We start from the raw sequence: 23,886 nt of genomic DNA, 5'->3' as shown, positions 1-23,886 counted from the left end.
CCGTCAGCGCCACCCGGGGTCCGTCGACGGCCGGGATCCGCCAGAGGGTCCGGCCGCGCCGACGTCCGTCGACCGGGTCCGGCCGCGCGCCCGGAGGCGCGGTGCCCCCAGACGCGGACCCGCCGGTCAGCCGACGAACGGCGGGACCACGATCTCGCCCCGGGCGACCGGCATGACGTGGCCGGCCACGGTGGCGCCCACCGCCTGGCCCTCGGCGGCGGTCACCGTGCAGGCCAGCACGGACGGCCGGTTGATCTCGATGCCCTGGTGGACGGTGTACTCCGCGCGCCCGTCGGCCGGCAGCAGGCCGCTGGCGACCAGCCACACCCCGAGGCCGAGGGCGGCCGAGCCGGTGGCCGGATCCTCCGGCACGCCCAGCCCCGGAACGAAGACCCGGGCGTGGGCGGTTTGCGCGGCGGCGTCCCAGGAGAAGACGCTGACGTGCTCCACTCCGTACCGCTGTGCCGCCGCCGCGTTGACCCGGGCGCGGGCCACCGCGTCCGGGCGGACCGGAAGGTAGGGGAACTCCAGCCCGCACCCGGCCACCCGCGGCGCCGGACCGACGTGGTCGTGGGCGCTCAGGCCGGCCATCTCCAGCAGCGGCTCCGGGTCCAGCTCGGGGCCGAGGGTGGGTACGCCGCCGGTGAGCGTGGCCCCGGTCGCGGTCACCTCGATCGGCAGCACGCCCGCGCCGCACTCCTGAGTGACCTGCCCCACACCGAACATGCCCCGACGGCTCGCGGTCACCGCCGCGCCGACGCTGGGATGCCCGGCGAACGGCAGTTCCTCGACCGGGGTGAAGATCCGGGCGCGGTAGGTGGCGCCGACCTGGGTGGGCGGGAGCACGAACACCGTCTCGGAGAGGTTGAACTCACACGCGAGCGCCTGCATCTGCTCGGTGGCCAGCGCTTCGGCGCCGAACACCACCGCCAGCGGGTTGCCGGCGAACGGGCGGTCGGTGAAGACGTCCACGATCTCGTAGGCCAAGGTCGACATGTTGATAGACACTAGGCGCTTAGGCTGGTGCCCGTGAGCACGCCGACCCGGATCTACATCGCCCGGCTCGCCGGGGTCGCCGTCTTCGACCCCAACGGCGACCAGGTGGGCCGGATCCGCGACGCGGTGGCCCGGCTCCGGCCGACGCAGCGCCCGCCGGAGGTGGTCGGCCTGGTCGCCGAGATGCCGATGCGCCGGCGCATCTTCCTCTCCATCAACCGGATCACCTCCATCGACGCCGACGCGGTCGTGCTCGGCAGCGGCACGCTCAACCTGCGGCGCTTCGAGAAGCGTCCGAACGAGTTGCTCGTGCTCCAGGAGCTGCTGGACCGCCGGGTGCAGCTCGATCCCGGCGGGCAGGCGGGTTCCGTGGTCGACGTGGCGATGGAGTGCAGCCGGGGCGGCGAGTGGTCGCTGGCCCGGGTCGCCGTACGCGAGCACACCGGCCGGCTCACCCGCCGGGGCCACCTGCACCAGGTCGAGTGGGAGCGGGTACGCGGGCTCAGCGGCATCGCCGACAGCCGGGGCACGGCCAACCTGCTCTCGGTGCTGGAGGACATGCGCCCCGCCGACCTCGCCAACGCCCTCCAGGACCTCCCCGACGCCCGGCGCAACGAGGTCGCCGCCGCGCTGGACGACGAGCGCCTGGCCGACGTGCTCAGCGAGCTGCCGGAGCACGACCAGGTGGAGATCCTGGCCGCGCTGGACCGGGAGCGGGCGGCCGACGTGCTGGAGGAGATGGACCCGGACGACGCCGCCGACCTGCTCAGCGAGCTGCCCCCGCCCGAGCAGGACGTGCTGCTCGACCTGATGCAGCCCGACGAGGCCGACCCCGTACGTCAGCTGCTCAAGTACACGCCGGGCACCGCTGGCAGCGTGATGACCTCCGAGCCGGTCATCCTGCCGCCGGACGCCACCGTCGCCGAGGCCCTGGCCCGGATCCGGGAACCGCAGCTCTCCCCCGCGATCGCCGCGCAGGTCTTCGTGTCCCGGGCGCCGATGACCACGCCGACCGGCCGCTACCTCGGCATGGTGCACTTCCAGCGGCTGCTGCGCGAGCCGCCGGCCGACCTGCTCGGCGGCATCGTGGTCAACGACATCGACCCGCTGCGGCCGACCACCCCGCTGCCGGAGATCACCCGCCGGATGGCCACGTACGACCTGGTCGCCATGCCCGTGATCGACCGCAACAACCGGCTGGTCGGCGCGGTCACCGTCGACGACGTGCTGGACCACCTCCTGCCCCGCGACTGGCGGGACCGGGGCGCCGCCGGGCGCCCGGTCCCCGCCGAGCCGACGCTGGACGGCGCGAATGGCTGAGCAGCGGCGGCCGCCGCGGCTCGACCAGCCGCGCGAGCCCCGGGGCGTCAAGCTGCCCCGGTTCGACCCGGAGGCCTTCGGCCGCTGGTCCGAGGGGATCGCCCGGGGGATGGGCACCGCGAACTTCATCGTCTACATGACGATCGTGATCGCGCTGTGGTTCGGCTGGAACACCCTGGCCCCGGCGCACCTGCGCTTCGACCCGTACACCTTCACGTTCCTGACCCTGATGCTGTCCCTTCAGGCCAGCTACGCGGCCCCGCTGATCCTGCTGGCGCAGAACCGGCAGGCCGACCGGGACCGGGTCTCGCTGGAGGAGGACCGCCGGCGGGCGACCATGCAGAAGGCCGACACGGAGTACCTGACCCGGGAGATCGCCGCGCTGCGCAACGCGATGGGCGAGGTGGCGACCCGGGACTTCCTCCGTTCGGAGCTGGCCAGGCTCGCCGAGGAACTGGACGAGGCGGGCCGCCGCCGGCAGCGGCTGGAGCGCCGGCAGCAGGAGAAGATCCCGCCGCACGGCGACGGGCTGGAGGAGCCCCGCGACGACCTGGACGACGACCGGGTCCGGGACGGCCAGCCGGAGGCCCGCAGCCGGGAGCCCGAGGGCTGAGCCCCGGGTGGGCCACCCGAGCGGCGCGGCCGACGACGCCGGGCGGGACCGGGGCGGGCGTGCCCCGGCGGCGGGCGAGGCCCACTCGATCGTCCCGTTTCGCCCGGTACGGCGCTCGGCCCAGCCGTCGCCATCGATTCGCTCACACCGGCCCCCGCTGGCGGCGGTGGGGCGGGGCCGCCGACGTAGCATTGCGGGCATGTCAGCTCCCGTCAGCACCGTCTCCGACGCGATCCAGGCCGCGCTGGCCACCGTCAACGACCCGGAGATCCGCCGGCCCATCACCGAACTGGGCATGGTCCGCTCCGCCGAGGTCGGCGACGACGGAGTGGTACGGGTCGAGCTGCTGCTCACCGTCGCCGGCTGCCCGCTGAAGGACAAGCTGCGCTCCGACATCACGGCCGCCGTCGGCGCGGTGCCCGGGGTGACCGGCGTGACGATCGAGTTCGGCGTGATGAGCCCCGAGCAGCGCCAGGAACTCCAGGCGAAGCTGCGCGGCGGCGGCGCCTCCCAGGAGCCGGTCGTCCCGTTCGCCCAGCCGGGCTCCCGCACCCGCGTGTACGCGGTCGCCAGCGGCAAGGGCGGCGTCGGCAAGTCCAGCGTCACGGTCAACCTGGCCGCCGCGCTGGCCGCCCGCGGGCTCTCCGTCGGCGTGGTCGACGCCGACATCTACGGCCACTCGGTGCCCCGGATGCTCGGCGCCGACGGGCGCCCCACCCGCGTCGAGGACATGATCATGCCGCCGCAGTCGCACGGCGTGAAGGTCATCTCGATCGGCATGTTCACCGCCGGCAACGCCGCCGTGGTGTGGCGCGGCCCGATGCTGCACCGGGCGTTGCAGCAGTTCCTCGCCGACGTCTACTGGGGCGAGCTGGACGTGCTCCTGCTCGACCTGCCGCCGGGCACCGGCGACGTGGCCATCTCCCTGGCCCAACTGCTGCCCAACTCCGAGATCCTGATCGTCACGACCCCGCAGACCGCCGCCGCCGAGGTGGCGGAGCGGGCCGGCGCGATCGCGTTGCAGACCCACCAGCGGGTGGTCGGCGTCATCGAGAACATGTCCTGGCTGGAGCTGCCGGACGGCTCCCGGATGGAGGTCTTCGGCGCGGGCGGCGGGCAGGCGGTCGCCGAGTCGCTGACCAAGACCATCGGCGCCCAGGTGCCGCTGCTGGGGCAGATCCCGCTCGACACCCGGGTCCGCGAGGCCGGCGACGTGGGCACCCCGATCGTGCTGGCCGAGCCGGAGTCGCCGGCCGCGAAGGCGCTGGGTCAGGTCGCCGACCGGCTCGCCGTACGGCGGGAGTCGCTGCTCGGCAAGCCGCTGGGCCTCAAGCCCGCCGGCCGCTGACCGTACGCCGGCCGCTGACCGGCACCGTCGCCACCCACGCGGGGGCGGCGTTCCCCCGGGAGCGCCGCCTCCGTCGCCGTCTCCGGCGCGGTACGGCGGGCGGGGTCAGGTCGCGTCGTCGTAGCTGACCCGGGGAGCGGGGGCCGGGGCGGCGCCGGTGGCGGTGGCCGGGCGGCCGCCGCCCGCGCGCAGGTCGGCGGCGGAGGCCACGTCCTTCAGCTCGTTGTGCACGCCGGTCACGTCCGCCCGCAGGTTGTCGTAGACGCCCTGCAACGGCTTCCGGATCGCCTGCTCGTCCTCCTCGCTGAGCAGGTGCTTGCGGATGAACGCCTTCGGGTGCAGGTCCTCCAGCTGGATGTCGGTGCCCAGCTCCCGACTGAGGTCGGTGGTGGCGTTGCTGGCCATGGCGCGCAGGTTGCGCACCATGCGCAGCCCGTCGCTGATCACCGCGGGCAGCCGGTCACCGAAGATCAGCAGCGCCAGGAGCAGCAGCGCACCGATCTCCCACCAGTTCAGGTTCTCGAACACTGCGCGGGCCTCCTTCGGCGTCAGCAGCAAGACTACGCACGTCGGGCACCGCCCGGGGAGGGGTGGTGGGACCCTACTTGGCGTCTGCGGCCAGCGTCACGGAGGCGTTCTGCCGGTTGGCGCCCCGGCGGTACTCCACGGTCACCACCGCGCCGGGCGCGAACTTGCGGACCAGCGCGATGAGGTCGGTCGGCTCGGTCATCGGCCGGCCGTCGAGCTTGAGGATCACGTCACCGGCCTTCAGCCCCGCGCCGGCCGCCGGGCCCGACGGCTCCACCGCCGCCAGGCGTACGCCGGTTCCTCCGGTGCCCGCGCCGGCCCCGCCGACCTGGGCGCCGATCACCGTGCGCCGGGCCTTGCCGGTGCCGATGATGTCCTGCGTGATCCGCTTGGCCTGGTTGATCGGGATGGCGAAGGCGAGGCCGATGTTGCCCGCCTCCTGCCCGTCGGAGACCAGCGACTTGATGGTCGAGTTGACCCCGATCACCCGGCCCGCGCCGTCGACCAGCGGGCCGCCCGAGTTGCCGTGGTTGACGGCCGCGTCGGTCTGGATCGCCGCGTAGTAGCGCGTGGGACCGCCCGGCTCGCCGGCCCGCATCGTGCGGTCCAGGGCGCTGACGATGCCGGCCGTGACCGTGTTGGCCAGCGAGAGCGGCGAGCCCATGGCCAGCACCGGGTCGCCCACGGCCAGCGCGTCGGAGTCGCCGAACTCGACCGGCCGCAGCCCCGTCCTGGAGACCTTGATCACCGCGATGTCGGACTCCGGGTCCTGCCCGACGACGGTCGCCGGGGCGGAACTGCCGTCGTTGAAGACCACCGACGCCTTGCCGGTCGCCCCCGCCACCACGTGGTCGTTGGTGATGACGTGCCCGTCGGCGCTGGCGATGAAGCCCGAGCCCTCGCTCGTGCCGCCGAGGCTCGCCACCCGGACGGTCACCACGCTGGGCAGCACCCGCTCGGCGACCCCGGCCAGCGACTCGGGCCTGCGCTGGGCCAGGCCGGGGGCCTGCGGGTCCGCGCCGAGCACCGTGTTGGCCACGGCACCCCCACGCACCGCGAAGGCGTACCCGAGCGCGCCGCCCAGGCTGCCCGCGAGCAGCGCGGTGATCAACGGGATGAGCAGCAGTTGCCGCAACGTCGGCCGGCCCGGAGCGTCCGGGTCGAGGACCTGCTCCGGCTCAGTGCCGGGGCTCGGCGCGGCCGGCAGCACCACGGCGGTCGGCGCCGTCGGGTCGCGCCACGGGTCGGCCAGCGCGTCGGACCACCAGGGCGAAGTCGTGCCGCCCCCGCCGCCCTGAGGCGTCGGCGGCCGGCCCACCGGCGGGTGTCCGGGCAGCGGCGGTCGCGCCGGTGCCGGAGTTCCCCCGGGCTGGCGCCAGTCCCAGCCGTCGGTCACGTCGGTGCCCTCCCAGTCCGTCCCCGGGTCCCGCGCTCGACGGACCCGGCGACAGCGTCGCCCGGTCGCGCCCGCCGGAACACCGCTTCCAGGATTACATGGATGCGGCGGATGGAGTCACCGGTTGCCGACCGTGATCGTCGGGTGGTGGACGCGCGGCTGCGCCCGTTCGACGTCGCCTCTAGGCTCACAGTGCCCACCCGCCCCCGCACCACGCATGCCGCCCGGAGGTGTCCCATCGCCACGGTCGCCGGTTCCGGCACTTCGACGGCCCAGACCCTGCACTTCGCCGAGTCGTACGTGACCGAGGATCTCGTCCTGCGCACCGCCCGCAGCCTGGCCCACGAGGTCGGCCTCGAGGCGGTGACCCCCGGCGCCGGCGCGGCGCTGCGGCTGCTCGCCGCCGCCGGCAGCGCCCGGGCGGTGGTGGAGATCGGCACCGGCACGGGCGTCAGCGGCGTCTGGCTGCTGCGCGGGATGCGCGCCGACGGCGTACTCACCACCATCGACGTCGAGGTCGAGCACCAGCGGATCGCCCGGCGGATCTTCACCGAGGCGGGCTTCGCCGCCGGCCGCACCCGGATCATCACCGGCCGGGCGCTGGACGTGCTCCCCCGGCTCGCCGACGGCGCGTACGACCTGGTCTTCGTGGACGCCGAGGCGACCGGGTTCGCCGCCTGCGTCGACGCCGCGCTGCGGCTGCTGCGCCCGGGCGGCGTGGTCGCGCTCAACGGCACGCTGGCCGGCGGCCGGATCGGTGACCCGGCCGCCCGCGACGTGGAGACGGTGACCGTCCGCGAGGCCATCAAGGCGATCCGCGAGTCCGAGCACTGGATCCCGGCGCTGCTGCCGGTCGGCCACGGGCTGCTCGCCGCCGTCAAGTGCTGACCCGCCGCTGACCGGGGGCCCGCCCGGGGCGGGCACCGCCCGGCGGTCAAGCCAGCGAGCCCAGCCAGCGCAGCAGCGAGCGTACGCCCCAGCCGGTCGCGCCCCGGGTCAGCTCCGCGTCGTCGCCGTCGGCCCAGGACGGCGCGGACATGTCCACGTGCAGCCACCGGTTGCGCAGCTCGCCGGTGAACTCCCGCAGGTAGAGCGCCGCCATCACCGACCCGGCGCCCCGGTCCGGCGAGCTGTGCAGGTCGGCCAGCTCGCTGCCGAGGTGCTCGGCGTAGTCGGCGGGCAGCGGCATCCGCCAGGCGGCCTCGCCGGCGGCGGCGATCGCGGCCAGCACGTCCGTCGCGAGGGCGTCGTTGTCGCTGTAGAGGGCGCCGGTGCGCTTGCCCAGCGCCACCGCGTTCGCCCCGGTGAGCGTGGCGAGGTCGACCAGCAGGTCGGGCCGCAGCTCGGCCACGGCGTACGCGAGGGCGTCGGCCAGCACGAGCCGGCCCTCGGCGTCGGAGTTGGTGGTCTCGCTGGTGGTGCCGCCGTAGTGGCGGATGATGTCGCCGGGGCGGAACGCCGAGCCGCTGAGCATGTTCTCCGCCAGCGGCGCGAGCGTGGTGACCCGGACCGGCAGGCGCAGGGCCGCCGCGCCGAGGGTGGCCGCGACCACCGCCGCCGCCCCGGCCATGTCCTTGCGCATCAGCTTCATCGCCGCCACCGGCTTGATCGAGATGCCGCCGGTGTCGAACGTGATCCCCTTGCCGACCAGCACCACGTGGGTACGCGCGTCGGCCGGCCGCCAGTCGAGCTCCAGCAGGCGCGGGCCGCTCGCGGAGCCGCCGCCGACGGCGAGGATCCCGCCGAAGCCCTCGGCCGCCAGCTCGTCCGGGCCGCGTACGCGCAGGTGCAGGTCGGGCACGTCGGCGGCGAGGGCGGCGACCTGCTCGGCGAACCACTGCGGGTTCTTGACCGACGAGGGGGTGTTGGTGAGATCGCGGGCGAAGCGGGTCATCCGGGCCGTCGTCCGGGCCGCCTCGACGGTCGCGGTGTGCGCGCCCGGGTCGGCCACCAGCACGTCGACCTCCGCCAGGGCGGGGGCGGTGCCGGCGTCGGTCAGCCGGAACCGGTAGGAGGCCAGCAGCAGCCCCTCGACGAGTCCGCGTACGGCCGCCGACGTGGCGTCGGCCGGCATCGCCAACGTGACGTGTGTCTCATCCTTCGCGGCACGGGCCAGGGCCGCCCCAGCCGCCCGCCAGCCCGCCTCGTCGCCCTCGCCGACGCCGAGCAGCAGCAGCCGGCCCGGATCCCGCCCGGGGCGCAGCTGCGACTGGACCTCGCCGGGGCGCCCGGTCAGCCGGGCCGCCGGCGCCAGGGCGGCGGCCTCCTCGGCCACGCCGTCGGGCAGCGCCGAGGCGGTCGGGGCCGGTCGGACCGGGTCGCCGTCGGCCGGGCCGGGCCGGACGGGCAGAACGAGCGTGTCGAGCCGGTCGGGCTCGGCGAGCAGACGGATGGCGAGCACGCGGAGCCGTACCTCCAGGGAAGCTCGCGGAGCGCGGCTCCGCGGGGAATGAAGACCCTGAGCCACCGGCGGGGCCGGTGGCTCAGGGGTTGACGAAAGGCCCGCGCGGGCGCGCGGACCGTTCCTCGGTCAGCCGGCGGCTGCCTTCAGTGCGTCGCCGAGTGCGTTGGCCTCGTCGGGAGTCATCTCGACGACGAGCCGGCCACCACCCTCCAGCGGGACGCGCATGACGATGCCCCGGCCCTCCTTGGTGACTTCCAGCGGACCGTCGCCCGTCCGCGGCTTCATCGCCGCCATGTTGTCTCCCCTCAGACCTACACCAGGGTCGGTGGGTTGCCCCACAGCCACTTCGTCTTGACCACCCGCAACCTACGCGGGGGTGTCGACCAACGATTTTCCCTGATGAACACCGCCGGACCCAAACCGAAGCAGCATTGATGTAACAGCATCTAGCTTATCCTGAGAAGGCCTGTCACAATGTGCGGTCATGCAGGCACGGTCGGCACTCTTCGACCTGTACGGCGACCACCTCCGGGCGAGGGGCGGCCGGGCACCCGTCGCCGCCCTGGTCAGGCTGCTGGCGCCACTCGGGATCGCCCCGCCCGCCGTGCGCACGGCGGTCTCCCGGATGGTCCGCCAGGGGTGGCTCGACCCGTGCCGGCTGACCTCCGGGCCGGGATATTCGATCACACCGAAAGCCGCCCGCCGGTTGGACGAGGCGGCGGCGCGGATCTACCGGACCGGCCGGATCACCTGGGACGGACGGTTCGACCTGCTGGTGCTGGAGGCCCCCCTGTCCCGCCGGGACCGGCAACGGCTCGCCGCCAACCTGACGTTCCTCGGCTACGGCGCCCTGGACGAGTGCACCTGGGTGGCGACCCGGCCGGGCGAGGACGTGGACGTGCTGCTCGACGAGGCGGGCGTGCGCTACGAGCGGTTCACCGCCGCGCACACCGCCGGCACCCCCGGCGCCATGGGCGTCGTGCGCCGGGCCTGGGACCTCGCGGAGATCGGCCAGGCGTACGAGCAGTTCGTCGCCGAGCAGCGGCCGCTGCTGGCCGGGGTCACGGTGCGCAGCCTCGACGAGGAGGCGTACGCCGCCCGGTTCCGGCTCGTGCACGCGTGGCGTACCTTCCTGTTCCGGGACCCGCAGCTGCCCCCGGCGCTGCTCCCCGAGCGCTGGCCCGGCACCGCCGCGGCCAGTTTCTTCGACCGGCACGCGGCCCGGCTGCGGCCGGCCGCCGACCGGTACGTCGAGCAGTGCCTCGACTCCGGCAACCGCATCGCCCGACAGAAGGGTCGTTAGAAGTGACCGAGCCGCTGCTCGTCGACCGCACCGACGCCGTCGTCACCCTGACGCTGAACCGACCGACGGCGATGAACGCGCTGGACGTGGCGCTCAAGGAGGCGCTGCGGGACACGCTGGCCGAGTTGGAGACCGACCGGTCCTGCCGCGCGGTGGTGCTCGCGGGCGCGGGCCGGTCGTTCAGCGCCGGGCAGGACCTGCGCGAGCACGTGCAGACCCTGGAGTCCACCGACGGCAACCCGCTGGACACCGTGCGCGCGCACTACAATCCGATCGCCGCCCGGCTGGCCAACCTGCCCAAGCCGGTGGTCGCCGCCGTGCGGGGGATGGCCGCCGGGGCGGGCGCCTCGCTGGCGTTCCTCGCCGACATCCGCATCGGCGGGCCGTCGACCAGCTTCCTGATGGCGTTCGCCAAGATCGGGCTCGCCGCCGACACCGGCGCCTCCTGGACGCTGCCCCGGCTCGTCGGCCACGCCAAGGCCATCGAGCTGCTGATGCTGGCCGAGCCCGTACGCGCGGCGGACGCCTGCCAGCTCGGGCTGCTCAACCGCCTGGTGGAGGACGACGAGCAGGTGCTGCCGACCGCGCAGGAGCTGGCCGCCCGGCTGGCCGCCGGCCCGACCGTCGCGTACGGGGCGATCAAGCGGCAGCTCTCCATCGCCGACGCAGGCACGCTGGCCGACGCCCTGGCCGCCGAGGCGCAGGCGCAGTCGATCTGCGGGGGCACCGCCGACCACCGCGCCGCCACCCAGGCCTTCGTCAACAAGCAGAAGCCGGTCTACGAGGGCCGCTGACGCCCTCCCGGGCCGGCCGGCCTCCCGCCACACCCGCAGGCGGCCGGTCGCGCCTGAAAGGGCTCGTGAGCCGGCGCGTACGGCGATCACCGGCGGCAGTCACCAGGGCGTCGACGCGCGGACGCCGCTGGAGCGGATCAGTCGTCCTCCTCCGGGTCCTGGTTGGCCTCCGCGCCGAGCACGAACGCCTGCATGGCCAGCTCGTCGCCCGAGGGCGAGACGAACGCGGGCAGCTCGCGGGGGCCCAGCTCCTGCACGTACGCCCAGAACAGGCGGACCGCCTCGGCGGGCGACGCGGCCTCGATCGGCAGGTCGAGGCTGACCAGCCAGGTGCGTCGTCGTGGTGGCGGGCCCAACCGGTCGGCCAGCTCCTGGAAGGCCGACGGGTCCAGCGCGGTCACCGGCCCGTCGAGCGCCAGCGCGTCGGCCGGCACCGGCTCGTCGAAGGCCCGCCGGGTGTACGCGACCACCAGCGGCGCCTCGACCCGCTCGGACTGCGGATCGTCCGGGTCCTCCCGCTCCTGGCCGGCCGCCGCGGCGACCCGGCCCAGCGCCACCAGCCGGGGCGGCGCGTCGACCAGCACGGCCACCCGGTCGCCGGGGCGGGGCCCGGAGTCGTCGGTCAGGCCGGTCAACTCGAGCGTGTCGTGGTGGACGAGCCGCTCGGACTCGTAGCGCCCGGTGGGCAGCAGCACCGCCCAGGCGCCCGTGCCGTCGGCGGGGCGGGCCCCGTCCACCCGGTGCGCGGTGTCGGTCGTCATGGCCTCCATCCCATCACGCCGCCCGCGCCGCCACGACGTGGCAGCCCGCAAGGTGGTCGTCGACCATCCCGGTGGCCTGCATGAGCGCGTAGGCCGTGGTCGGGCCGACGAAGCGGAAGCCCCGCTTCTTGAGCGCCTTGGCCATCGCCGTGGACTCGGCCGTCAGGGCCGGCACCTCCGCGAAGGACGCGGGTCGGGCCGGCCGGGGCGGCGGGGCGAAGGACCAGAGCAGCGCCGAGAGCCCTTCCGGAAGCTCCAGCGCCGCCCGGGCGTTGGCGATCGCCGCCTCGATCTTCGCCCGGTTGCGGACGATGCCGGCGTCGGCGAGCAGCCGGGCGACGTCGGCGTCGCCGTAGCCGGCCACGGTCTCGATGCGGAACTCGTCGAAGGCCAGCCGGAAGGCGGGACGTTTGCGGAGGATGGTCAGCCAGGACAGCCCCGACTGGAACGCCTCCAGTGTGAGCCGCTCGTAGAGCGCGTCGTCGCCACGCAGGGGGCGGCCCCACTCGGTGTCGTGGTAGGCGGCGTAGTCGGGGGTGCTGTGCCCCCAGCCGCATCGCGGGAGCCCGTCGGCGCCGATCACCAGGTCAGTCACGCGTCCACGCTAGGACACCGTACCGACGGGCCCGCGCCCCACGGTGCCGCGGCGCGCCTCGGTCGACGGGCCCGTACCGCCCGCGGTCGGCGACATCGGGGGGTCCCGGGCCGGCCGACACCCCGATGTCGGCGACGTCGAGTCGATCAGGGGAATTCGCTCGACGAGGGCACGCAGACCGGCCCGCCCACCGTCAGGGCAGCCGGCCCTGCTCCACCAGCCGACCGAACCTCTTCAACGCCTGGGTCAGGCTGAACTTCGACCCGGGCCAGAGCACCGGCCAGGCCACCCGGCCCGCCGGGCCGCCCGGCAGGTGGAACCACTCGTGCCAGACGACCTGGGTGCGGTCGCGCTCCAGCGGCGTGCAGCGCAGCACGCCGGGGCCGCGCAGCAGCTTCCCGCAGTGCACCACCCCCACCTCGTAGGGTGCGTCCACCCGCACCACGCGCATCTCGTCGCGCAGCACGGCGGGGCCGAGCGCCGTGACCGCCTCGACCAGGCTGCCCTCGCCGCCGTCGCCCTCGACCACCCGGACGGTGGTGAACGGGATCCAGTCCGACTGCCGTTCCCAGGCCGTCAGCGCCGCGAAGACCCGGTCCGCCGGCGCGTCGACGATCACCGTGGCGGTGACCTCGCCCGCGCCGGGCTGCGTGACGTCGCGCAGGTCGTCGCCGGGTTCCGGCCCGGTCACTTCGACTCCGACCCGACCACCGGGCCGGGACCGGTCGCGTCGCCCGCCGTCCGCGCCGGACCGTCGTCGCCCGCCCCGGTCCGGGCGGGGGCACGGTCGGCTGCCTCGGACCGGACCACGGTGTCGTCGACCGCGTCCGCCCGGCCGACGGTGTCGTCGGCCGCGTCGGCGGTCGGGCCCACGAAAGCGGGGATCGGCTCGACGACCACGTCGGTGTCCCCCGCCGCGTCCGGCCGGTCGGCCCCGACCGGCACCGTCCCCCGGGCCGCCGCCGACGGCTCGGCGGCTGCCTGCTCCCGCGCCTTGCGCAGGGCGTCGGCGTCCGCCGTCCGGCCCTCGCGCAGCGCGGCGACCTCCGCCTCCAGCACGCCGATCAGCTCGGACTTGTAGCCGATGTCGTAGGCCGCCCGGCGCATCGCGTGGTCGACCTGGGCCATGCGGTAGCCGCGCAGCGCGGTGTCGAACCGGACCTCGCCCACGTCGGACTCGCGCAGCGGTCGGGCCGCCGGCAACGGCACGGCCCGCCCGTCCGGCTCAGCGGGTGCCAGGCCGGGATCCCGACCGGAGACCAGCACCGTCACCCCGAACACGACCGCCGCGACGGTCAACGCCACGACCAGCAGGAGCAGAACCTGACCCATGCACAGATCGTGGCACGTCGAACCGCCCGGAGCGACCCCACCACCCGCAGCGTCCCGGATCCGCGGCACAGGAGCCCGCCCCGGCGCCCGCTGCGGGCGCGCCGCGCCGCGCCGGGGCCGCGAAGTCGATCGTCCTGCCCAGGGGAGTCGAGGGGGACCGCTGCCGCCGGAACGCTGATACCTGGGCGGCATAAAAATACCTGTGTGGTATCAGACGAGGGGACTACACCGCCGCCCGTCGAGGCCCGGCGCAGCCGGGGCACGCTCCGCGAAACCGGCCGTCGAGGCCCGACGCAGCCGAGGCACGCTCCGCGAAACCGGCCGTGGGCCCGCGCCAGCCGCGGCCGGAGGTGCCGTCGCGGTCGTCGGGGCCGCCGGACCGGCGGGGCCCGGCCCGGGCCGACCGGCTAGCGTCGTGACCGGCCGGCGGCGGGCACGGGTCGGCGGCGGTGGACCTTCAGGAGGCGGCATGGTCGGGGCGCTTCGACTCGGTGGGCGCACGTTCGGCCCCGACGAGCTGGTGGTGATGGCGATCGTCAACCGCACGCCGGACTCGTTCTTCGACCGGGGCGCGACCTTCGCCCAGGACAGCGCGCTGCGCGCCGTGGAGCGGGCGGTCGGGGAGGGCGCCGAGATCATCGACATCGGCGGGGTCAAGGCCGGCCCGGGCGCCGAGGTCGACGTGGCCGAGGAGATCCGCCGCACGGTGGAGACCATCGCCGCCGTCCGGGCCGCCTTCCCCGACGTGGTGATCTCGATCGACACCTGGCGGGCCGAGGTGGCGGTGGAGGCGGTGGCGGCGGGCGCCGACCTGCTCAACGACACCTGGTCCGGCGCGGACCCGGCCCTGGCCGAGGTGGCGGCGCGCACCGGCGCCGGGCTGGTGTGCTCGCACGCCGGCGGCCTGGCGCCCCGCACCCGCCCGCACCGCGCGGCCTTCGCCGACGTGGTCGCCGACGTGCTCACGACCGTGACCGGGCTCGCCGAACGGGCGGTCGCGCTGGGCGTACGCGCCGACGGGATCCTGATCGACCCGGCGCACGACTTCGGCAAGAACACCCGCCACTCCCTGGAGATCACCCGCCGGCTCGGCGAGCTCTCCGGCACCGGCTGGCCGCTGCTGGTGGCCCTGTCGAACAAGGACTTCATCGGCGAGACGCTGGACCTGCCCGTGGCCGAGCGGCTGGAGGGGACGCTGGCGGCCACCGCGGTCTCGGCCTGGCTGGGCGCCCGGGTGTTCCGCGCGCACCAGGTGCGTCCCACCCGCCGGGTGCTCGACATGGTCGCCTCGATCCGGGGCGACCGCCCGCCGACGCTGACCCGGCGGGGCCTCGCCTGACCGTCGCCGCACCGGGGCGGCAGGACGACCGTCGACCGCCCGGGGACGGTCAGGACCAGCGCAGGATGTTCTTGCGCCAGGCGTAGAGGATGCCGAGCGCCAGCACCGCGACGAAGACCGCCATCTCCACGACGGTGACCATGCCGAAGCCCGGCCGGTCGAAGACGACCGCCCAGGGGAAGAGGAACACCGACTCGACGGCGAACAGTACGTAGAGGTACGCGTACACGTAGTAGCGGATCTGCATCTGCGCCCAGTCGGCGCCGACGGGGTCGAGGCCGCACTCGTAGGTGGCGCGCTTGCCGAAGGGATCCGCCGGTCGGGCGGGACGTAACACCCGGTTGGCTGAGAACGCCGTAACGAAGAAGAGGACGCTGGCGAGCAGGAGCAGCCCGAGCGTCGCGTACGAGCCCAGGTAACCGGTCACGGTCGCCGAGCCTACCGGTCCTCGGCGCCGCCCGGGTCGAACCCGTTACGGATTTGTTTCCCCCGGGGACTAGTGCCGCTTGGCAACAATTGTCGAATATTGGGATCTCACTCATCGTCACCGGAGGACAGATGGCGCGCGTGGACGTACGGCCCGGCCGGCGGGCGCGTGACCGACGCGCCGTACCCCTGCTGGTGATCGGCCTCGCGGTCGGGCTGACCGTCACCGCGACGCCGGGCTGGGCGACCGCCGCGCCCGCCGTCGCCAGGGCCGCCTCGCCCTCGAGCGAGCCGGCCGAGGAGCCGGGCGGGGACCCGCCCACGGCGGATCCGACCGAACCCGGACCGGTCCCCACCGAGGCGCCCTCCACCACGGCGCCGCCGCCCGAGAGCCCGCCCCCGCCCGCCACGACCGAGCCCGCCCCGACCACGGCGGCCCCGGAACAGCCCCTGCCGACCACCGCGGTGCCCACCACCGGCGCGCCACCCCCGGCGCCGTCCGTGCCGCCGGTGCGGCCCTCCGCGCCCGCCCCCACCCAGCCGGCGCCCGTGGCGGGAGTCAGCGTCACGACCGACGACGTCACCCTCACCGCCGGCTACTGGAACGCGCCGAGCACGGTGACCACGCTGCGGGTGACCATCACGAACACGGGCGCCACCCCGGCCCGGATCCGGCTCGCCTACACGCTCCCGGCGGGACTGACCGACGCCGGCACCGTGGGCTGCGCCCCGGTCGCCGGCGGGGAGCACCGCTGCGGCGAGTGGGCGAGCGCGCCCGGCGCCCGGTTCAGCACCCTGCTCCGTGTACGGGTCGACGGCGACGCGTGGAAGCGGATGCCGCTCAGCGGCTCCGTACGGGTCACCGCGACCGCGCCCGGCGTGGCCGGCACCGTGGGCGACGACGAGGGCTTCGCGGTGCTCTTCCCGCCCGGCCCGCCGGTGCCGGGGATCCGGCTGGACGCCGAGGCGGTCTCCTTCGACATCAGCGGCGGGTCGAGCGGGCTCGACGTACGCCTGGGCAACACCGGCCGGGTGGACGCCGAGGGCCGCGTCGAGGTGGTCCTGCCGGCCGGGGTGACCGTGCCGGCTCCCCCGGCCGGCTGCACCACGGTCGACCCCACCCGTACGCGCTGCGAGCTGGGCACCCTCGCCGCCGGCCGGACCACGCAACTGCGACTGCCGGTCTCGGCGACCGCCGAGGCCCAGCGGCAGGCCCCGCTGGCCGGCGCGGTACTCGGACAGCTCGACCCGCGCAGCGGCCGGGCGAAGAAGGTGCAGATGAGCTTCCGGATCACCGCCGCTGCCGCGCTGGCGACACCGGTGGCCTCGCCGCCCGCGCCGACCGGGTCGCAGGGCGTGCTGGCCGCCGACGTCCCGGCCGTCAGCGGCGGCGGCGGAGACGGCTCGGTGCGGCGTACGGCGGTCCTGCTGATCGTGATCTCCACGCTGCTGGTGGTGTTCGCCCTCGCGTTGGCGACCACGTCGCTGCGGCGGCGGATGGCCGCCCCGGCCGTCGGGCCGTCCACGGCGCCGACGGAGTGACCCGGACGTCCCCGACGACGCCGGCTCGGCGTCCCCACCGCTGCGCCACCGGTGATCTGGATTACGGCGGACGGATGGAAACACCTCAAATCGGGGTGGAATCTCGCTGGATCGCATCCCACAGGGCGGCCTCCGAGAAGGTTGGGGCGGCGATTCGACGTAGGCTCTCGGGTGAGGTAACTACAGCGGACCGGGCCCGCCTCCGCGGGTTCGGTGCAGCGGTGCGTCAAGGAGGTCACGTGGCCGGGCAAGGCGAGGTCACCATCATGTTCAGCCGCCCGCGCGACCGCGCCCAGCGAAGCGAGGTGCAGGCGTGACCAAGCAGATCCGTCAACTGGACCGGGTGGTCATCCGCTTCGCCGGTGACTCCGGCGACGGCATGCAGCTCACCGGCGACCGGTTCACCTCGGAGACCGCGCAGCTGGGCAACGACATCTCCACGTTGCCGAACTTCCCGGCCGAGATCCGGGCCCCCGCCGGCACCCTGCCGGGCGTGTCGAGCTTCCAGGTGCACTTCGCCGACTACGACATCCTCACCCCCGGCGACTCGCCCAACGTGCTGGTGGCGATGAACCCGGCGGCGCTCAAGGCGAACCTGGCCGACCTGCCGCGGGGCGCGGACATCATCGTCAACACCGACGAGTTCACCAAGCGCAACCTGGCCAAGGTCGGCTACCAGTCGAGCCCGCTCGAGGACGACTCCCTCGCCGGCTACGTGGTGCACCCGGTGGCGCTGACCTCGATGACGGTCGGCGCGCTCGCCGAGCAGGCGGTGTCGAAGAAGGACGCCGAACGGGCCAAGAACATGTTCGCCCTCGGCCTGCTCTCCTGGATGTACAACCGCCCCTACGAGTCGACGCTGCGCTTCCTGGAGCGCAAGTTCGCCGCCCGCCCCGAACTGGTCGCGGCCAACGTCGCGGCGTTCCGCGCCGGCTGGAACTTCGGCGAGACCACCGAGGACTTCGCGGTCCGCTACGAGGTCAAGCCGGCGAAGATGCGGCCGGGCACCTACCGCAACATCACCGGCAACGCGGCCCTGTCGCTCGGCCTGGTGGCCGCCGGCGTCCGCTCGGGGCTGCCGGTCTTCCTGGGCGCCTACCCGATCACCCCGGCGTCGGACATCCTGCACGAACTGAGCAAGCACAAGCGCTTCGGCGTGCTCACCATGCAGGCCGAGGACGAGATCGCCGCCGTCGGCGCGGCGCTGGGCGCGTCGTACGGCGGTTCGCTGGGCGTCACCACCACCAGCGGCCCGGGCGTGGCGCTCAAGAGCGAGACGATCTCCCTCGCGGTCGCGTTGGAACTGCCGCTGGTCATCGTCGACGTGCAGCGGGCCGGCCCCTCGACGGGCATGCCCACCAAGACCGAGCAGGCCGACCTCAACATGGCGCTCTACGGCCGCCACGGCGAGGCCCCGGTAGCGGTGATCGCGCCGAAGTCGCCGTCGGACTGCTTCCACGCGGCCCTCGAGGCGGCCCGGATCGCGCTGACCTACCGCACGCCGGTCATCCTGCTCTCCGACAACTACGTCGCCAACGGCTCCGAGCCGTGGCTGCTGCCCGACGTCGAGTCGCTGCCCGACCTGCGGGTCGAGTTCGCCACGAAGCCCAACGGCGACGACGGCACCACGTTCCTGCCCTACCTGCGCGACCCGCAGACCCTGGCCCGGCCGTGGGCCGTGCCGGGCACCGCCGGGCTCGAGCACCGCATCGGTGGTCTGGAGAAGGCCGACAAGACCGGCGACATCTCGTACGACCCGGCAAACCACGACTTCATGGTGCGTACCCGGGCGGCCCGGATCGAGACGATCCCGGTGCCGGACGTCGAGGTCGAGGACCCGGACGGCGACGCCCGGGTGCTGGTGCTCGGCTGGGGCTCCACGTACGGGCCGATCGGCGCGGCGTGCCGGGGCCTGCGCCAGCGGGGCCACGCCATCGCGCAGGCGCACCTGCGGCACCTCAACCCGATGCCGGCCAACCTCGGCGAGGTGCTGCGCTCCTACGACCGCGTGGTCATCCCCGAGATGAACCTCGGCCAGCTCGCCCACGTGATCCGGGCCAAGTACCTGGTCGACGCGATCGGCTACAACCAGGTCCGCGGCCTGCCGTTCACCGCCGCCGAGCTGGAGACGATGCTGGAAGAGGTCCTGAAGAATGTCTGAGCCCGTCGCCCTCAAGCTCACCGCCAAGGACTTCAAGTCCGACCAGGAGGTGCGCTGGTGCCCCGGCTGCGGCGACTACGCGATCCTCGCCGCGATCCAGCAGTTCATGCCGGAGCTGAACATCCCGCGCGAGCGGATCGTCTTCGTCTCCGGGATCGGCTGCTCGTCGCGCTTCCCGTACTACATGAACACGTACGGGATGCACTCGATCCACGGCCGCGCCCCGGCGATCGCCACCGGCCTGTCGGCCAGCCGGCCCGACCTGTCGGTCTGGGTGGTCACCGGTGACGGTGACGCGCTCTCCATCGGCGGCAACCACCTGATCCACGCGCTGCGCCGCAACGTCAACCTGAAGATCCTGCTGTTCAACAACCGGATCTACGGCCTGACCAAGGGGCAGTACTCGCCGACCTCCGAGGTCGGCAAGGTCACGAAGTCGACGCCGGCCGGCTCGGCCGACGCGCCGTTCAACCCGCTGTCGCTCGCCCTCGGGGCCGAGGCCACCTTCGTGGGGCGCACCATCGACTCCGACCGCAAGCACCTCCAGTCGGTGCTGCGGGCCGCCGCGGAGCACCAGGGCTCGGCGTTCGTGGAGATCTACCAGAACTGCAACATCTTCAACGACGGCGCGTTCGACCAGCTCAAGGAGCCGGCCACCCGCGACGACTTCCTGATCCGGCTGGAGCACGGGCAGCCCATCACGTTCGGCAAGGACGGGCAGTTCTGCGTCGTGCACCCGCCCGGCGGGTTCGGCCTGGAGGTCCGGGAGACCGCGTCGGTCAGCCCGGGCGAGATCGTCGTGCACGACGCGACGGTCACCGACCCGGCGTACGCCTTCGCGCTGTCCCGGCTGCCCGGCCTGGACCTGCGGAACACCCCGATCGGCGTGTTCCGCTCGGTGGACCGCCCGTCGTACGACAGCGTGGTGCAGGAGCAGCTCGCCGAGGCGAAGGCGAAGGTCACCGAGACGCCCGAGCAGCAGCTCGCCGGCCTCCTCGCCAGCGGGGACACCTGGACCATCCTCTGACCGACGCGGCCGACCGTCCCTGAGCGAGCGCCGGGGAGGTCGGCCAACCCGCCCCGCGCGCCGGCTGCGGCCCTCCCGGCGGCCCGCCCGTCGACGCCTTGTGTCCGGCGAACAGGTCACCGCCAGCGCTTCACCCTGCTGGAACACGCAGCCGCCTGCGCAAACCCTCGCCGCCCCCTGACCCGTCTCCTCCGACCCCCCCCAGCCGGTCACGCTGAGTAACGCTTCTGCATTTTCCGTAGGTTACTACGGGGAGTAACGATCTCGTCGGCGCGGCAAGGCAGGTGCTCGCCACCCCCTGACTCCGAAAGCGTTTGACCAGCGCCTTCAGCGTGAGCCGCCCTCGGGGGCGACTAAACCCCTCGCGCCCTTTGCTCTGCATCCTCATGGGCACCAGTAACCCTGGGTGCCTGTTGCGTATGAGGATGCAGAGCAAAGCGTCCGGAGGACATAGGGCGGGGACCTAGAGGTCGAACACTGAGCGTAACCATGCCGGTCCGATGAGCGTGCTGCGCATGCATGCTGCTCGGCGACCCGTAGTGCCGCACCGGCGGACGCCGGGCCCGACGCAGACCCGCAGCCGGCACCTGCGCCGGCGAACATCCGCAGGGCACCGGTCCGGTCGGACGACAGCCAGGACGGTCCCGCCAGGACCGTCCAGGTCGAGGTGGGCCCGCCAGGGCCGTCCGGGTCGAGGTGGGCCCGCCAGGACCGTCCGGGGCCAGGGCGGGCCGCCGGTCAGGGGGTTGCCGTCGCCTCGGGGCGGTCGTCGCGTACGTGCACCAGCATGTCGCCGGTCTCGATGACCGCGCCGGCCTTGTCCGCCAGGGTGACCACCTTGCCCCGCCGGACCAGCGCGATGACCAGCGAATCCAGCTCGCGGGGGGAGCGGCCCACCTCGGAGCGCTCGGCGGAGCGCATCGCCAGCGCCATGCCCTGGCCGGGGGTGAGCAGGTCCTCCACCACGTCGATCAACGGCGGCGCCGAGGTGGACAGGCCCAGCAGCCGGCCGGCGGTGGCCGAGGAGACGATCACGTGGTGGGCACCGCTCTGCTTGAGCAGCGGGGCGTTCTCCGCCTCGCGGGCGGCGGCGATGATCCGTACCTGCCCGGCGGTGAGCTGCCGTACGGTCAGGGCCACCAGGACCGAGGCGTCGTCGCTGTCCGTCGCGATGATCACCGCCTTGGCGTTGCGTACGTGCGCCTCGTTGAGCACCGACGACCGGGTCGCCGAGCCCTCGATCGCCACCAGGCCGGCCGAGGTTGCCTGCCGCAGCGCGGGACCGCTGCGCTCCACCACCACGATCCGGGACTTGTCGAGCCCGTTCTCCAGCAGGGCGGAGACCGCGCTGCGGCCCTTCGTGCCGTAGCCGCAGATGATGACGTGGTCCTTCACGGCTCTCCTCCACCGCGACAGGCGACGCCCGGTGCGGTACTGCTCGGTCAGCACTTCCAGGGTGGTGCCGACCAGGATGATCAGGAAGATCACCCGGGCCGGCGTGATGTAGACGACGTTGATCAGCCGGGCGCTCTGGCTGACCGGGGCGATGTCCCCGTAGCCCGTGGTCGAGAGGGTGACCACCGTGTAGTAGAAGCAGTCGAGGAGGGTCATCCCGTCCTCGTTGACGTCGCGGTAGCCGTCCCGGTCGAGGTAGACCACGGCCACGGTGGCGAAGACCAGACCGACGGCGGCGGCGAGCCGGAGACTCAGTGCGCTCAGGGGGCCCCGTCGCTGCGCGGGAAAGTGGATCACGTGAGGGCCCGCCCCGGCCCTGTCGTCGCCTGCACGACCACAACATAGCGGCCCGCGCGGATCTCGCACGGCGAGGTCGCCCACCAGGGGTCACGTCCCCCGGGTCGACGCGACGAAGGACAGGTCCGGGCCGGGGACACCCGGCTGCGGGCACGACGCGCGGCAGGACGGGACGACCCGCGCACCCGACAGGAGGCATGATGAAATCGTCCCTGGACGACGAGCCCGAGAGCGAGGCCCGCATGTCGTTGCTGCGACGAGTGATCGGCGGGGTGCTGCGTCGGTTGCGGCTGCGGCAGGGCCGCACGCTGCGCGAGGTGGCCGAGGCGGCCGGGGTCTCCGTGCCCTACCTGTCGGAGGTCGAACGCGGCCGCAAGGAGGCCTCCTCGGAGGTGCTGGCGGCGATCTGCCGGGCGCTCGGCATCCACCTGTCCGACCTGCTCGAGGAGGCGCGCGACGACCTGCGCCGCGTCGAGCCGCGCATCCCGGCCGCGCCCCGGGCCGGCCTGTCCCGGCTGGAGCGGGCGGAGGGCGGCCGGCCCGACGCCGCCACCCCTGTCGCGTGGGTCGGCCCGCGTACCGGCGGCCCACTGCTGCACCTGGCCCCACGCACGGGCGGTCCGACCCTCCGGGTCGGGCGGCCCGCCTCCGCCGTCGGCGGTCGCCGCGGTCCGCGTACCCGTGTCGCGCTCGGCTGCGCGCGGACGCGGGCGGGCGCGCGGGCGTCGATCCTCGTGTAGGCCGGCCGGTTCTGCCGCAGGCTGATCTGCCGCCGGCAGAATCGTTGGCTCCGCGCGGGCCGCTCCACGCAGGCTGGAGGGGCCGGTCCCCCGGGCGTCCTCCGGTCGCCCGCCGGCACTGTCGGAAGGGCGGACGCGATGATCGGTCTCGACGTGCGGATGCTGGACGGTGGACAGCCGTCCTTCGGTGACCAGGTGTTCGATCGGCTGCTGAAGGAGCGGATCATCTTCCTCGGCACCGAGGTGACCGACGCCTCGGCGAACCAGATCTGCGCGCAGATGCTGCTGCTCGCCGCCGAGGACCCGGAGCGGGACATCGTGCTCTACGTCAACTCGCCGGGCGGCTCGGTGAGCGCGGGGATGGCCGTCTACGACACGATGCGGTTCGTCCGCAACGACGTGGCCACGGTCGCGCTGGGCTTCGCCGGCTCGATGGGGCAGTTCCTGCTCTGCGCGGGCACGGCCGGCAAGCGTTACGCACTGCCCCACTCGCGGATCATGATGCACCAGCCCTCCGGCGGGATGGGCGGCACCGCCGCCGACATCACCATCCAGGCGGAGAACATGCTGCACGTGAAGCGGACCATGCAGGAGCTGATTGCCCGGCACAGCGGGCGCAGCCTGGAGGAGATCCAGCGGGACTGGGACCGCGACCGGTGGTTCACCGCCGAGGAGGCCCGCGAGTACGGCCTGATCGACCGGGTCGTCACGAAGGCCGAGCAGCTCCCGGCGAGCTGACGGGCCCGGGCCGCGACGGGGGCGGTCCCGGGCAACGTCAGGTCACACCGGCGTCGGACGCGCCCCCTCGATCCGCGTCCGACCCCCCGGTACGCGAGGGCCGCCGCTGTGCCGGCCGTCGATACGCGGAGCCTATTCCGGCTGCTGGGATTCCGCGCGGATCGCGGGGCACAGCGTCTTGCCGACGAATCTCGTTACATCCGGCGACGGCGGGGCAGAAAGGGTTGGACCGGGCCCCGGTCCGGGTACCAGAAAGAGGTCGGAACGACGCGTCTCCCGGTCCTACCGGGATCGGGACCCCGGGACGACCTTTAGACTAAGGTCACAGTCCGTAATCCGGATTCCCCCGGACAATCGGAAGGACTTCACCGTGATCGAGACCATGCAGATGAGGCCGATCAACCCCGAGTCGGTGCCGGAGGCCACGGGCGGTTACCACAACGCGCTGGAGGTCCAGACCGCCGGACGGATGCTGTTCATCAGCGGGCAGATCCCCCAGACCCGGGACGGCCACGTCCCGGCCAGCCCCGAGGCCCAGTGCCGACTGGTCTGGGACAACATCCGGGCCGTGCTCGCCGACGCGGGCATGGACGTCGACAACCTGGTCAAGGTCACCACCTTCCTGGCCGACCGCCGGCACGCCGACGTCAACACCAAGGTCCGCAACGAGGTGCTCGGCGCGCACCGCCCGGCCCTGACGGTGATCGTCACCGGGATCTTCGACCCGGAGTGGATCATCGAGATCGAGGCGATCGCCGTCGCCTGACCCGG

Annotated in this window: 24 protein-coding genes; 13 read left to right on the top strand and 11 right to left on the bottom strand. The window is 74.0% G+C overall.

Features of this window, described 5'->3' with window-relative positions; all coding sequences use genetic code 11:
* Positions 1-126: 126 nt before the first annotated feature.
* The gene (locus tag CLT72_RS26195) at positions 127-996 is read right to left on the bottom strand and encodes a PhzF family phenazine biosynthesis protein (RefSeq protein ID WP_101414030.1); all 870 of its coding nucleotides are present in this window, start codon (positions 994-996) and stop codon (positions 127-129) included.
* A 33-nt stretch (positions 997-1,029) separates the two neighbouring features.
* Between CLT72_RS26195 and CLT72_RS26190 the strand changes: the two genes are divergently transcribed.
* The 3 genes from CLT72_RS26190 (at position 1,030) to CLT72_RS26180 (ending at position 4,277) form a co-directional block, all read left to right on the top strand.
* Positions 1,030-2,316 (top strand): magnesium transporter MgtE N-terminal domain-containing protein, encoded by a 1,287-nt coding sequence (locus CLT72_RS26190; RefSeq protein WP_101415399.1) that lies wholly within the window; start codon positions 1,030-1,032, stop codon positions 2,314-2,316.
* Positions 2,309-2,929 carry a DUF1003 domain-containing protein gene (locus tag CLT72_RS26185; RefSeq protein ID WP_101414029.1) on the top strand — a complete coding sequence of 207 codons (621 nt, stop codon included), beginning with the start codon at positions 2,309-2,311 and terminating at the stop codon, positions 2,927-2,929. Before CLT72_RS26190 ends, CLT72_RS26185 begins: the two co-directional genes overlap by 8 nt.
* Before the next feature lie 199 nt (positions 2,930-3,128).
* The gene (locus CLT72_RS26180; RefSeq protein WP_101414028.1) at positions 3,129-4,277 is read left to right on the top strand and encodes an Mrp/NBP35 family ATP-binding protein; all 1,149 of its coding nucleotides are present in this window, start codon (positions 3,129-3,131) and stop codon (positions 4,275-4,277) included.
* A 105-nt stretch (positions 4,278-4,382) separates the two neighbouring features.
* Here CLT72_RS26180 and CLT72_RS26175 read toward each other — a convergent pair whose 3' ends face one another.
* Together CLT72_RS26175 and CLT72_RS26170 are read right to left on the bottom strand one after the other, a co-directional pair.
* The gene (locus CLT72_RS26175; RefSeq protein ID WP_101414027.1) at positions 4,383-4,805 is read right to left on the bottom strand and encodes a twin-arginine translocase TatA/TatE family subunit; all 423 of its coding nucleotides are present in this window, start codon (positions 4,803-4,805) and stop codon (positions 4,383-4,385) included.
* A gap of 73 nt (positions 4,806-4,878) precedes the next feature.
* Complete coding sequence (locus CLT72_RS26170; RefSeq protein WP_101414026.1) at positions 4,879-6,201, bottom strand: S1C family serine protease; 1,323 nt, start codon at positions 6,199-6,201, stop codon at positions 4,879-4,881.
* Between the two features lie 300 nt (positions 6,202-6,501).
* On the opposite strand from CLT72_RS26170, the gene CLT72_RS26165 reads away from it, so the two are divergent.
* Complete coding sequence (locus CLT72_RS26165; protein ID WP_089003702.1) at positions 6,502-7,089, top strand: O-methyltransferase; 588 nt, start codon at positions 6,502-6,504, stop codon at positions 7,087-7,089.
* A gap of 46 nt (positions 7,090-7,135) precedes the next feature.
* Here the strand turns inward: CLT72_RS26165 and CLT72_RS26160 are convergent, their stop codons facing one another.
* Together CLT72_RS26160 and CLT72_RS26155 are read right to left on the bottom strand one after the other, a co-directional pair.
* Positions 7,136-8,602: a M17 family metallopeptidase gene (locus CLT72_RS26160; protein ID WP_101414025.1), complete on the bottom strand. Its 1,467-nt coding sequence runs from the start codon at positions 8,600-8,602 to the stop codon at positions 7,136-7,138.
* Between the two features lie 129 nt (positions 8,603-8,731).
* The gene (locus tag CLT72_RS26155) at positions 8,732-8,899 is read right to left on the bottom strand and encodes a DUF3117 domain-containing protein (RefSeq protein WP_007455245.1); all 168 of its coding nucleotides are present in this window, start codon (positions 8,897-8,899) and stop codon (positions 8,732-8,734) included.
* Between the two features lie 190 nt (positions 8,900-9,089).
* On the opposite strand from CLT72_RS26155, the gene CLT72_RS26150 reads away from it, so the two are divergent.
* Positions 9,090-9,908 (top strand): PaaX family transcriptional regulator, encoded by an 819-nt coding sequence (locus tag CLT72_RS26150; RefSeq protein ID WP_089002167.1) that lies wholly within the window; start codon positions 9,090-9,092, stop codon positions 9,906-9,908.
* A gap of 2 nt (positions 9,909-9,910) precedes the next feature.
* Positions 9,911-10,702, top strand: a complete 792-nt coding sequence (locus CLT72_RS26145; RefSeq protein ID WP_101414024.1) for an enoyl-CoA hydratase/isomerase family protein — start codon at positions 9,911-9,913, stop codon at positions 10,700-10,702.
* Between the two features lie 137 nt (positions 10,703-10,839).
* On the opposite strand, the gene CLT72_RS26140 is transcribed toward CLT72_RS26145, so the two are convergent.
* From CLT72_RS26140 to CLT72_RS26125, 4 genes are all read right to left on the bottom strand, one after another.
* Positions 10,840-11,463: a hypothetical protein gene (locus CLT72_RS26140; RefSeq protein ID WP_101414023.1), complete on the bottom strand. Its 624-nt coding sequence runs from the start codon at positions 11,461-11,463 to the stop codon at positions 10,840-10,842.
* A gap of 13 nt (positions 11,464-11,476) precedes the next feature.
* Positions 11,477-12,058: a DNA-3-methyladenine glycosylase I gene (locus CLT72_RS26135; RefSeq protein ID WP_101414022.1), complete on the bottom strand. Its 582-nt coding sequence runs from the start codon at positions 12,056-12,058 to the stop codon at positions 11,477-11,479.
* Positions 12,059-12,251: 193 nt separating this feature from the next.
* Positions 12,252-12,749: an SRPBCC family protein gene (locus tag CLT72_RS26130; RefSeq protein ID WP_101414021.1), complete on the bottom strand. Its 498-nt coding sequence runs from the start codon at positions 12,747-12,749 to the stop codon at positions 12,252-12,254.
* Positions 12,746-13,390 (bottom strand): DivIVA domain-containing protein, encoded by a 645-nt coding sequence (locus CLT72_RS26125; RefSeq protein ID WP_101414020.1) that lies wholly within the window; start codon positions 13,388-13,390, stop codon positions 12,746-12,748. Before CLT72_RS26125 ends, CLT72_RS26130 begins: the two co-directional genes overlap by 4 nt.
* 469 nt (positions 13,391-13,859) lie before the next feature.
* Here CLT72_RS26125 and folP point away from each other — a divergent pair, with 469 nt between their 5' ends.
* Positions 13,860-14,729 carry a dihydropteroate synthase gene (folP, locus tag CLT72_RS26120; protein WP_101414019.1) on the top strand — a complete coding sequence of 290 codons (870 nt, stop codon included), beginning with the start codon at positions 13,860-13,862 and terminating at the stop codon, positions 14,727-14,729.
* 49 nt (positions 14,730-14,778) lie between these two features.
* Here folP and ndhC read toward each other — a convergent pair whose 3' ends face one another.
* Positions 14,779-15,156 (bottom strand): NADH-quinone oxidoreductase subunit A, encoded by a 378-nt coding sequence (gene ndhC / locus CLT72_RS26115; RefSeq protein ID WP_089002173.1) that lies wholly within the window; start codon positions 15,154-15,156, stop codon positions 14,779-14,781.
* Positions 15,157-15,287: 131 nt separating this feature from the next.
* On the opposite strand from ndhC, the gene CLT72_RS26110 reads away from it, so the two are divergent.
* The 3 genes from CLT72_RS26110 (at position 15,288) to CLT72_RS26100 (ending at position 19,885) form a co-directional block, all read left to right on the top strand.
* A complete protein-coding gene (locus tag CLT72_RS26110) occupies positions 15,288-16,697 on the top strand; it encodes a hypothetical protein (protein WP_101414018.1) in 1,410 nt (469 codons plus the stop codon).
* 313 nt (positions 16,698-17,010) lie between these two features.
* The gene (locus CLT72_RS26105; protein WP_101414017.1) at positions 17,011-18,858 is read left to right on the top strand and encodes a 2-oxoacid:acceptor oxidoreductase subunit alpha; all 1,848 of its coding nucleotides are present in this window, start codon (positions 17,011-17,013) and stop codon (positions 18,856-18,858) included.
* Positions 18,851-19,885 (top strand): 2-oxoacid:ferredoxin oxidoreductase subunit beta, encoded by a 1,035-nt coding sequence (locus CLT72_RS26100; RefSeq protein WP_089002176.1) that lies wholly within the window; start codon positions 18,851-18,853, stop codon positions 19,883-19,885. Before CLT72_RS26105 ends, CLT72_RS26100 begins: the two co-directional genes overlap by 8 nt.
* A 738-nt stretch (positions 19,886-20,623) precedes the next feature.
* Here CLT72_RS26100 and CLT72_RS26095 read toward each other — a convergent pair.
* Positions 20,624-21,637, bottom strand: coding sequence for a potassium channel family protein (locus tag CLT72_RS26095; protein WP_101414016.1), 1,014 nt, complete (start codon positions 21,635-21,637; stop codon positions 20,624-20,626).
* Between the two features lie 242 nt (positions 21,638-21,879).
* Here CLT72_RS26095 and CLT72_RS26090 point away from each other — a divergent pair, with 242 nt between their 5' ends.
* From CLT72_RS26090 to CLT72_RS26080, 3 genes are all read left to right on the top strand, one after another.
* Positions 21,880-22,377 (top strand): helix-turn-helix domain-containing protein, encoded by a 498-nt coding sequence (locus CLT72_RS26090; RefSeq protein ID WP_101415398.1) that lies wholly within the window; start codon positions 21,880-21,882, stop codon positions 22,375-22,377.
* A 138-nt stretch (positions 22,378-22,515) separates the two neighbouring features.
* Complete coding sequence (locus tag CLT72_RS26085) at positions 22,516-23,115, top strand: ClpP family protease (RefSeq protein ID WP_101414015.1); 600 nt, start codon at positions 22,516-22,518, stop codon at positions 23,113-23,115.
* A 370-nt stretch (positions 23,116-23,485) separates the two neighbouring features.
* The gene (locus CLT72_RS26080) at positions 23,486-23,881 is read left to right on the top strand and encodes a RidA family protein (RefSeq protein ID WP_101414014.1); all 396 of its coding nucleotides are present in this window, start codon (positions 23,486-23,488) and stop codon (positions 23,879-23,881) included.
* Positions 23,882-23,886: the final 5 nt, after the last annotated feature.

It is taken from the genome of Micromonospora sp. CNZ309 (assembly GCF_002846525.1).
Note: the sequence above shows the minus strand (reverse complement) of the source record. Positions and strands in the feature narration are given on the sequence as shown.

Coding starts and splice junctions, on each gene's coding strand:
- CLT72_RS26100 (WP_089002176.1), top strand. CDS start 18,851: ATGTCTGAGCCCGTCGCCCTCAAGCTCACCGCCAAGGACTTCAAGTCC.
- CLT72_RS26090 (WP_101415398.1), top strand. CDS start 21,880: ATGTCGTTGCTGCGACGAGTGATCGGCGGGGTGCTGCGTCGGTTGCGG.
- CLT72_RS26155 (WP_007455245.1), bottom strand. CDS start 8,899: ATGGCGGCGATGAAGCCGCGGACGGGCGACGGTCCGCTGGAAGTCACC.
- CLT72_RS26185 (WP_101414029.1), top strand. CDS start 2,309: ATGGCTGAGCAGCGGCGGCCGCCGCGGCTCGACCAGCCGCGCGAGCCC.
- folP (WP_101414019.1), top strand. CDS start 13,860: ATGGTCGGGGCGCTTCGACTCGGTGGGCGCACGTTCGGCCCCGACGAG.
- CLT72_RS26195 (WP_101414030.1), bottom strand. CDS start 996: ATGTCGACCTTGGCCTACGAGATCGTGGACGTCTTCACCGACCGCCCG.
- CLT72_RS26085 (WP_101414015.1), top strand. CDS start 22,516: ATGATCGGTCTCGACGTGCGGATGCTGGACGGTGGACAGCCGTCCTTC.
- CLT72_RS26110 (WP_101414018.1), top strand. CDS start 15,288: ATGGCGCGCGTGGACGTACGGCCCGGCCGGCGGGCGCGTGACCGACGC.
- CLT72_RS26140 (WP_101414023.1), bottom strand. CDS start 11,463: ATGACGACCGACACCGCGCACCGGGTGGACGGGGCCCGCCCCGCCGAC.
- CLT72_RS26180 (WP_101414028.1), top strand. CDS start 3,129: ATGTCAGCTCCCGTCAGCACCGTCTCCGACGCGATCCAGGCCGCGCTG.
- CLT72_RS26150 (WP_089002167.1), top strand. CDS start 9,090: ATGCAGGCACGGTCGGCACTCTTCGACCTGTACGGCGACCACCTCCGG.
- CLT72_RS26125 (WP_101414020.1), bottom strand. CDS start 13,390: ATGGGTCAGGTTCTGCTCCTGCTGGTCGTGGCGTTGACCGTCGCGGCG.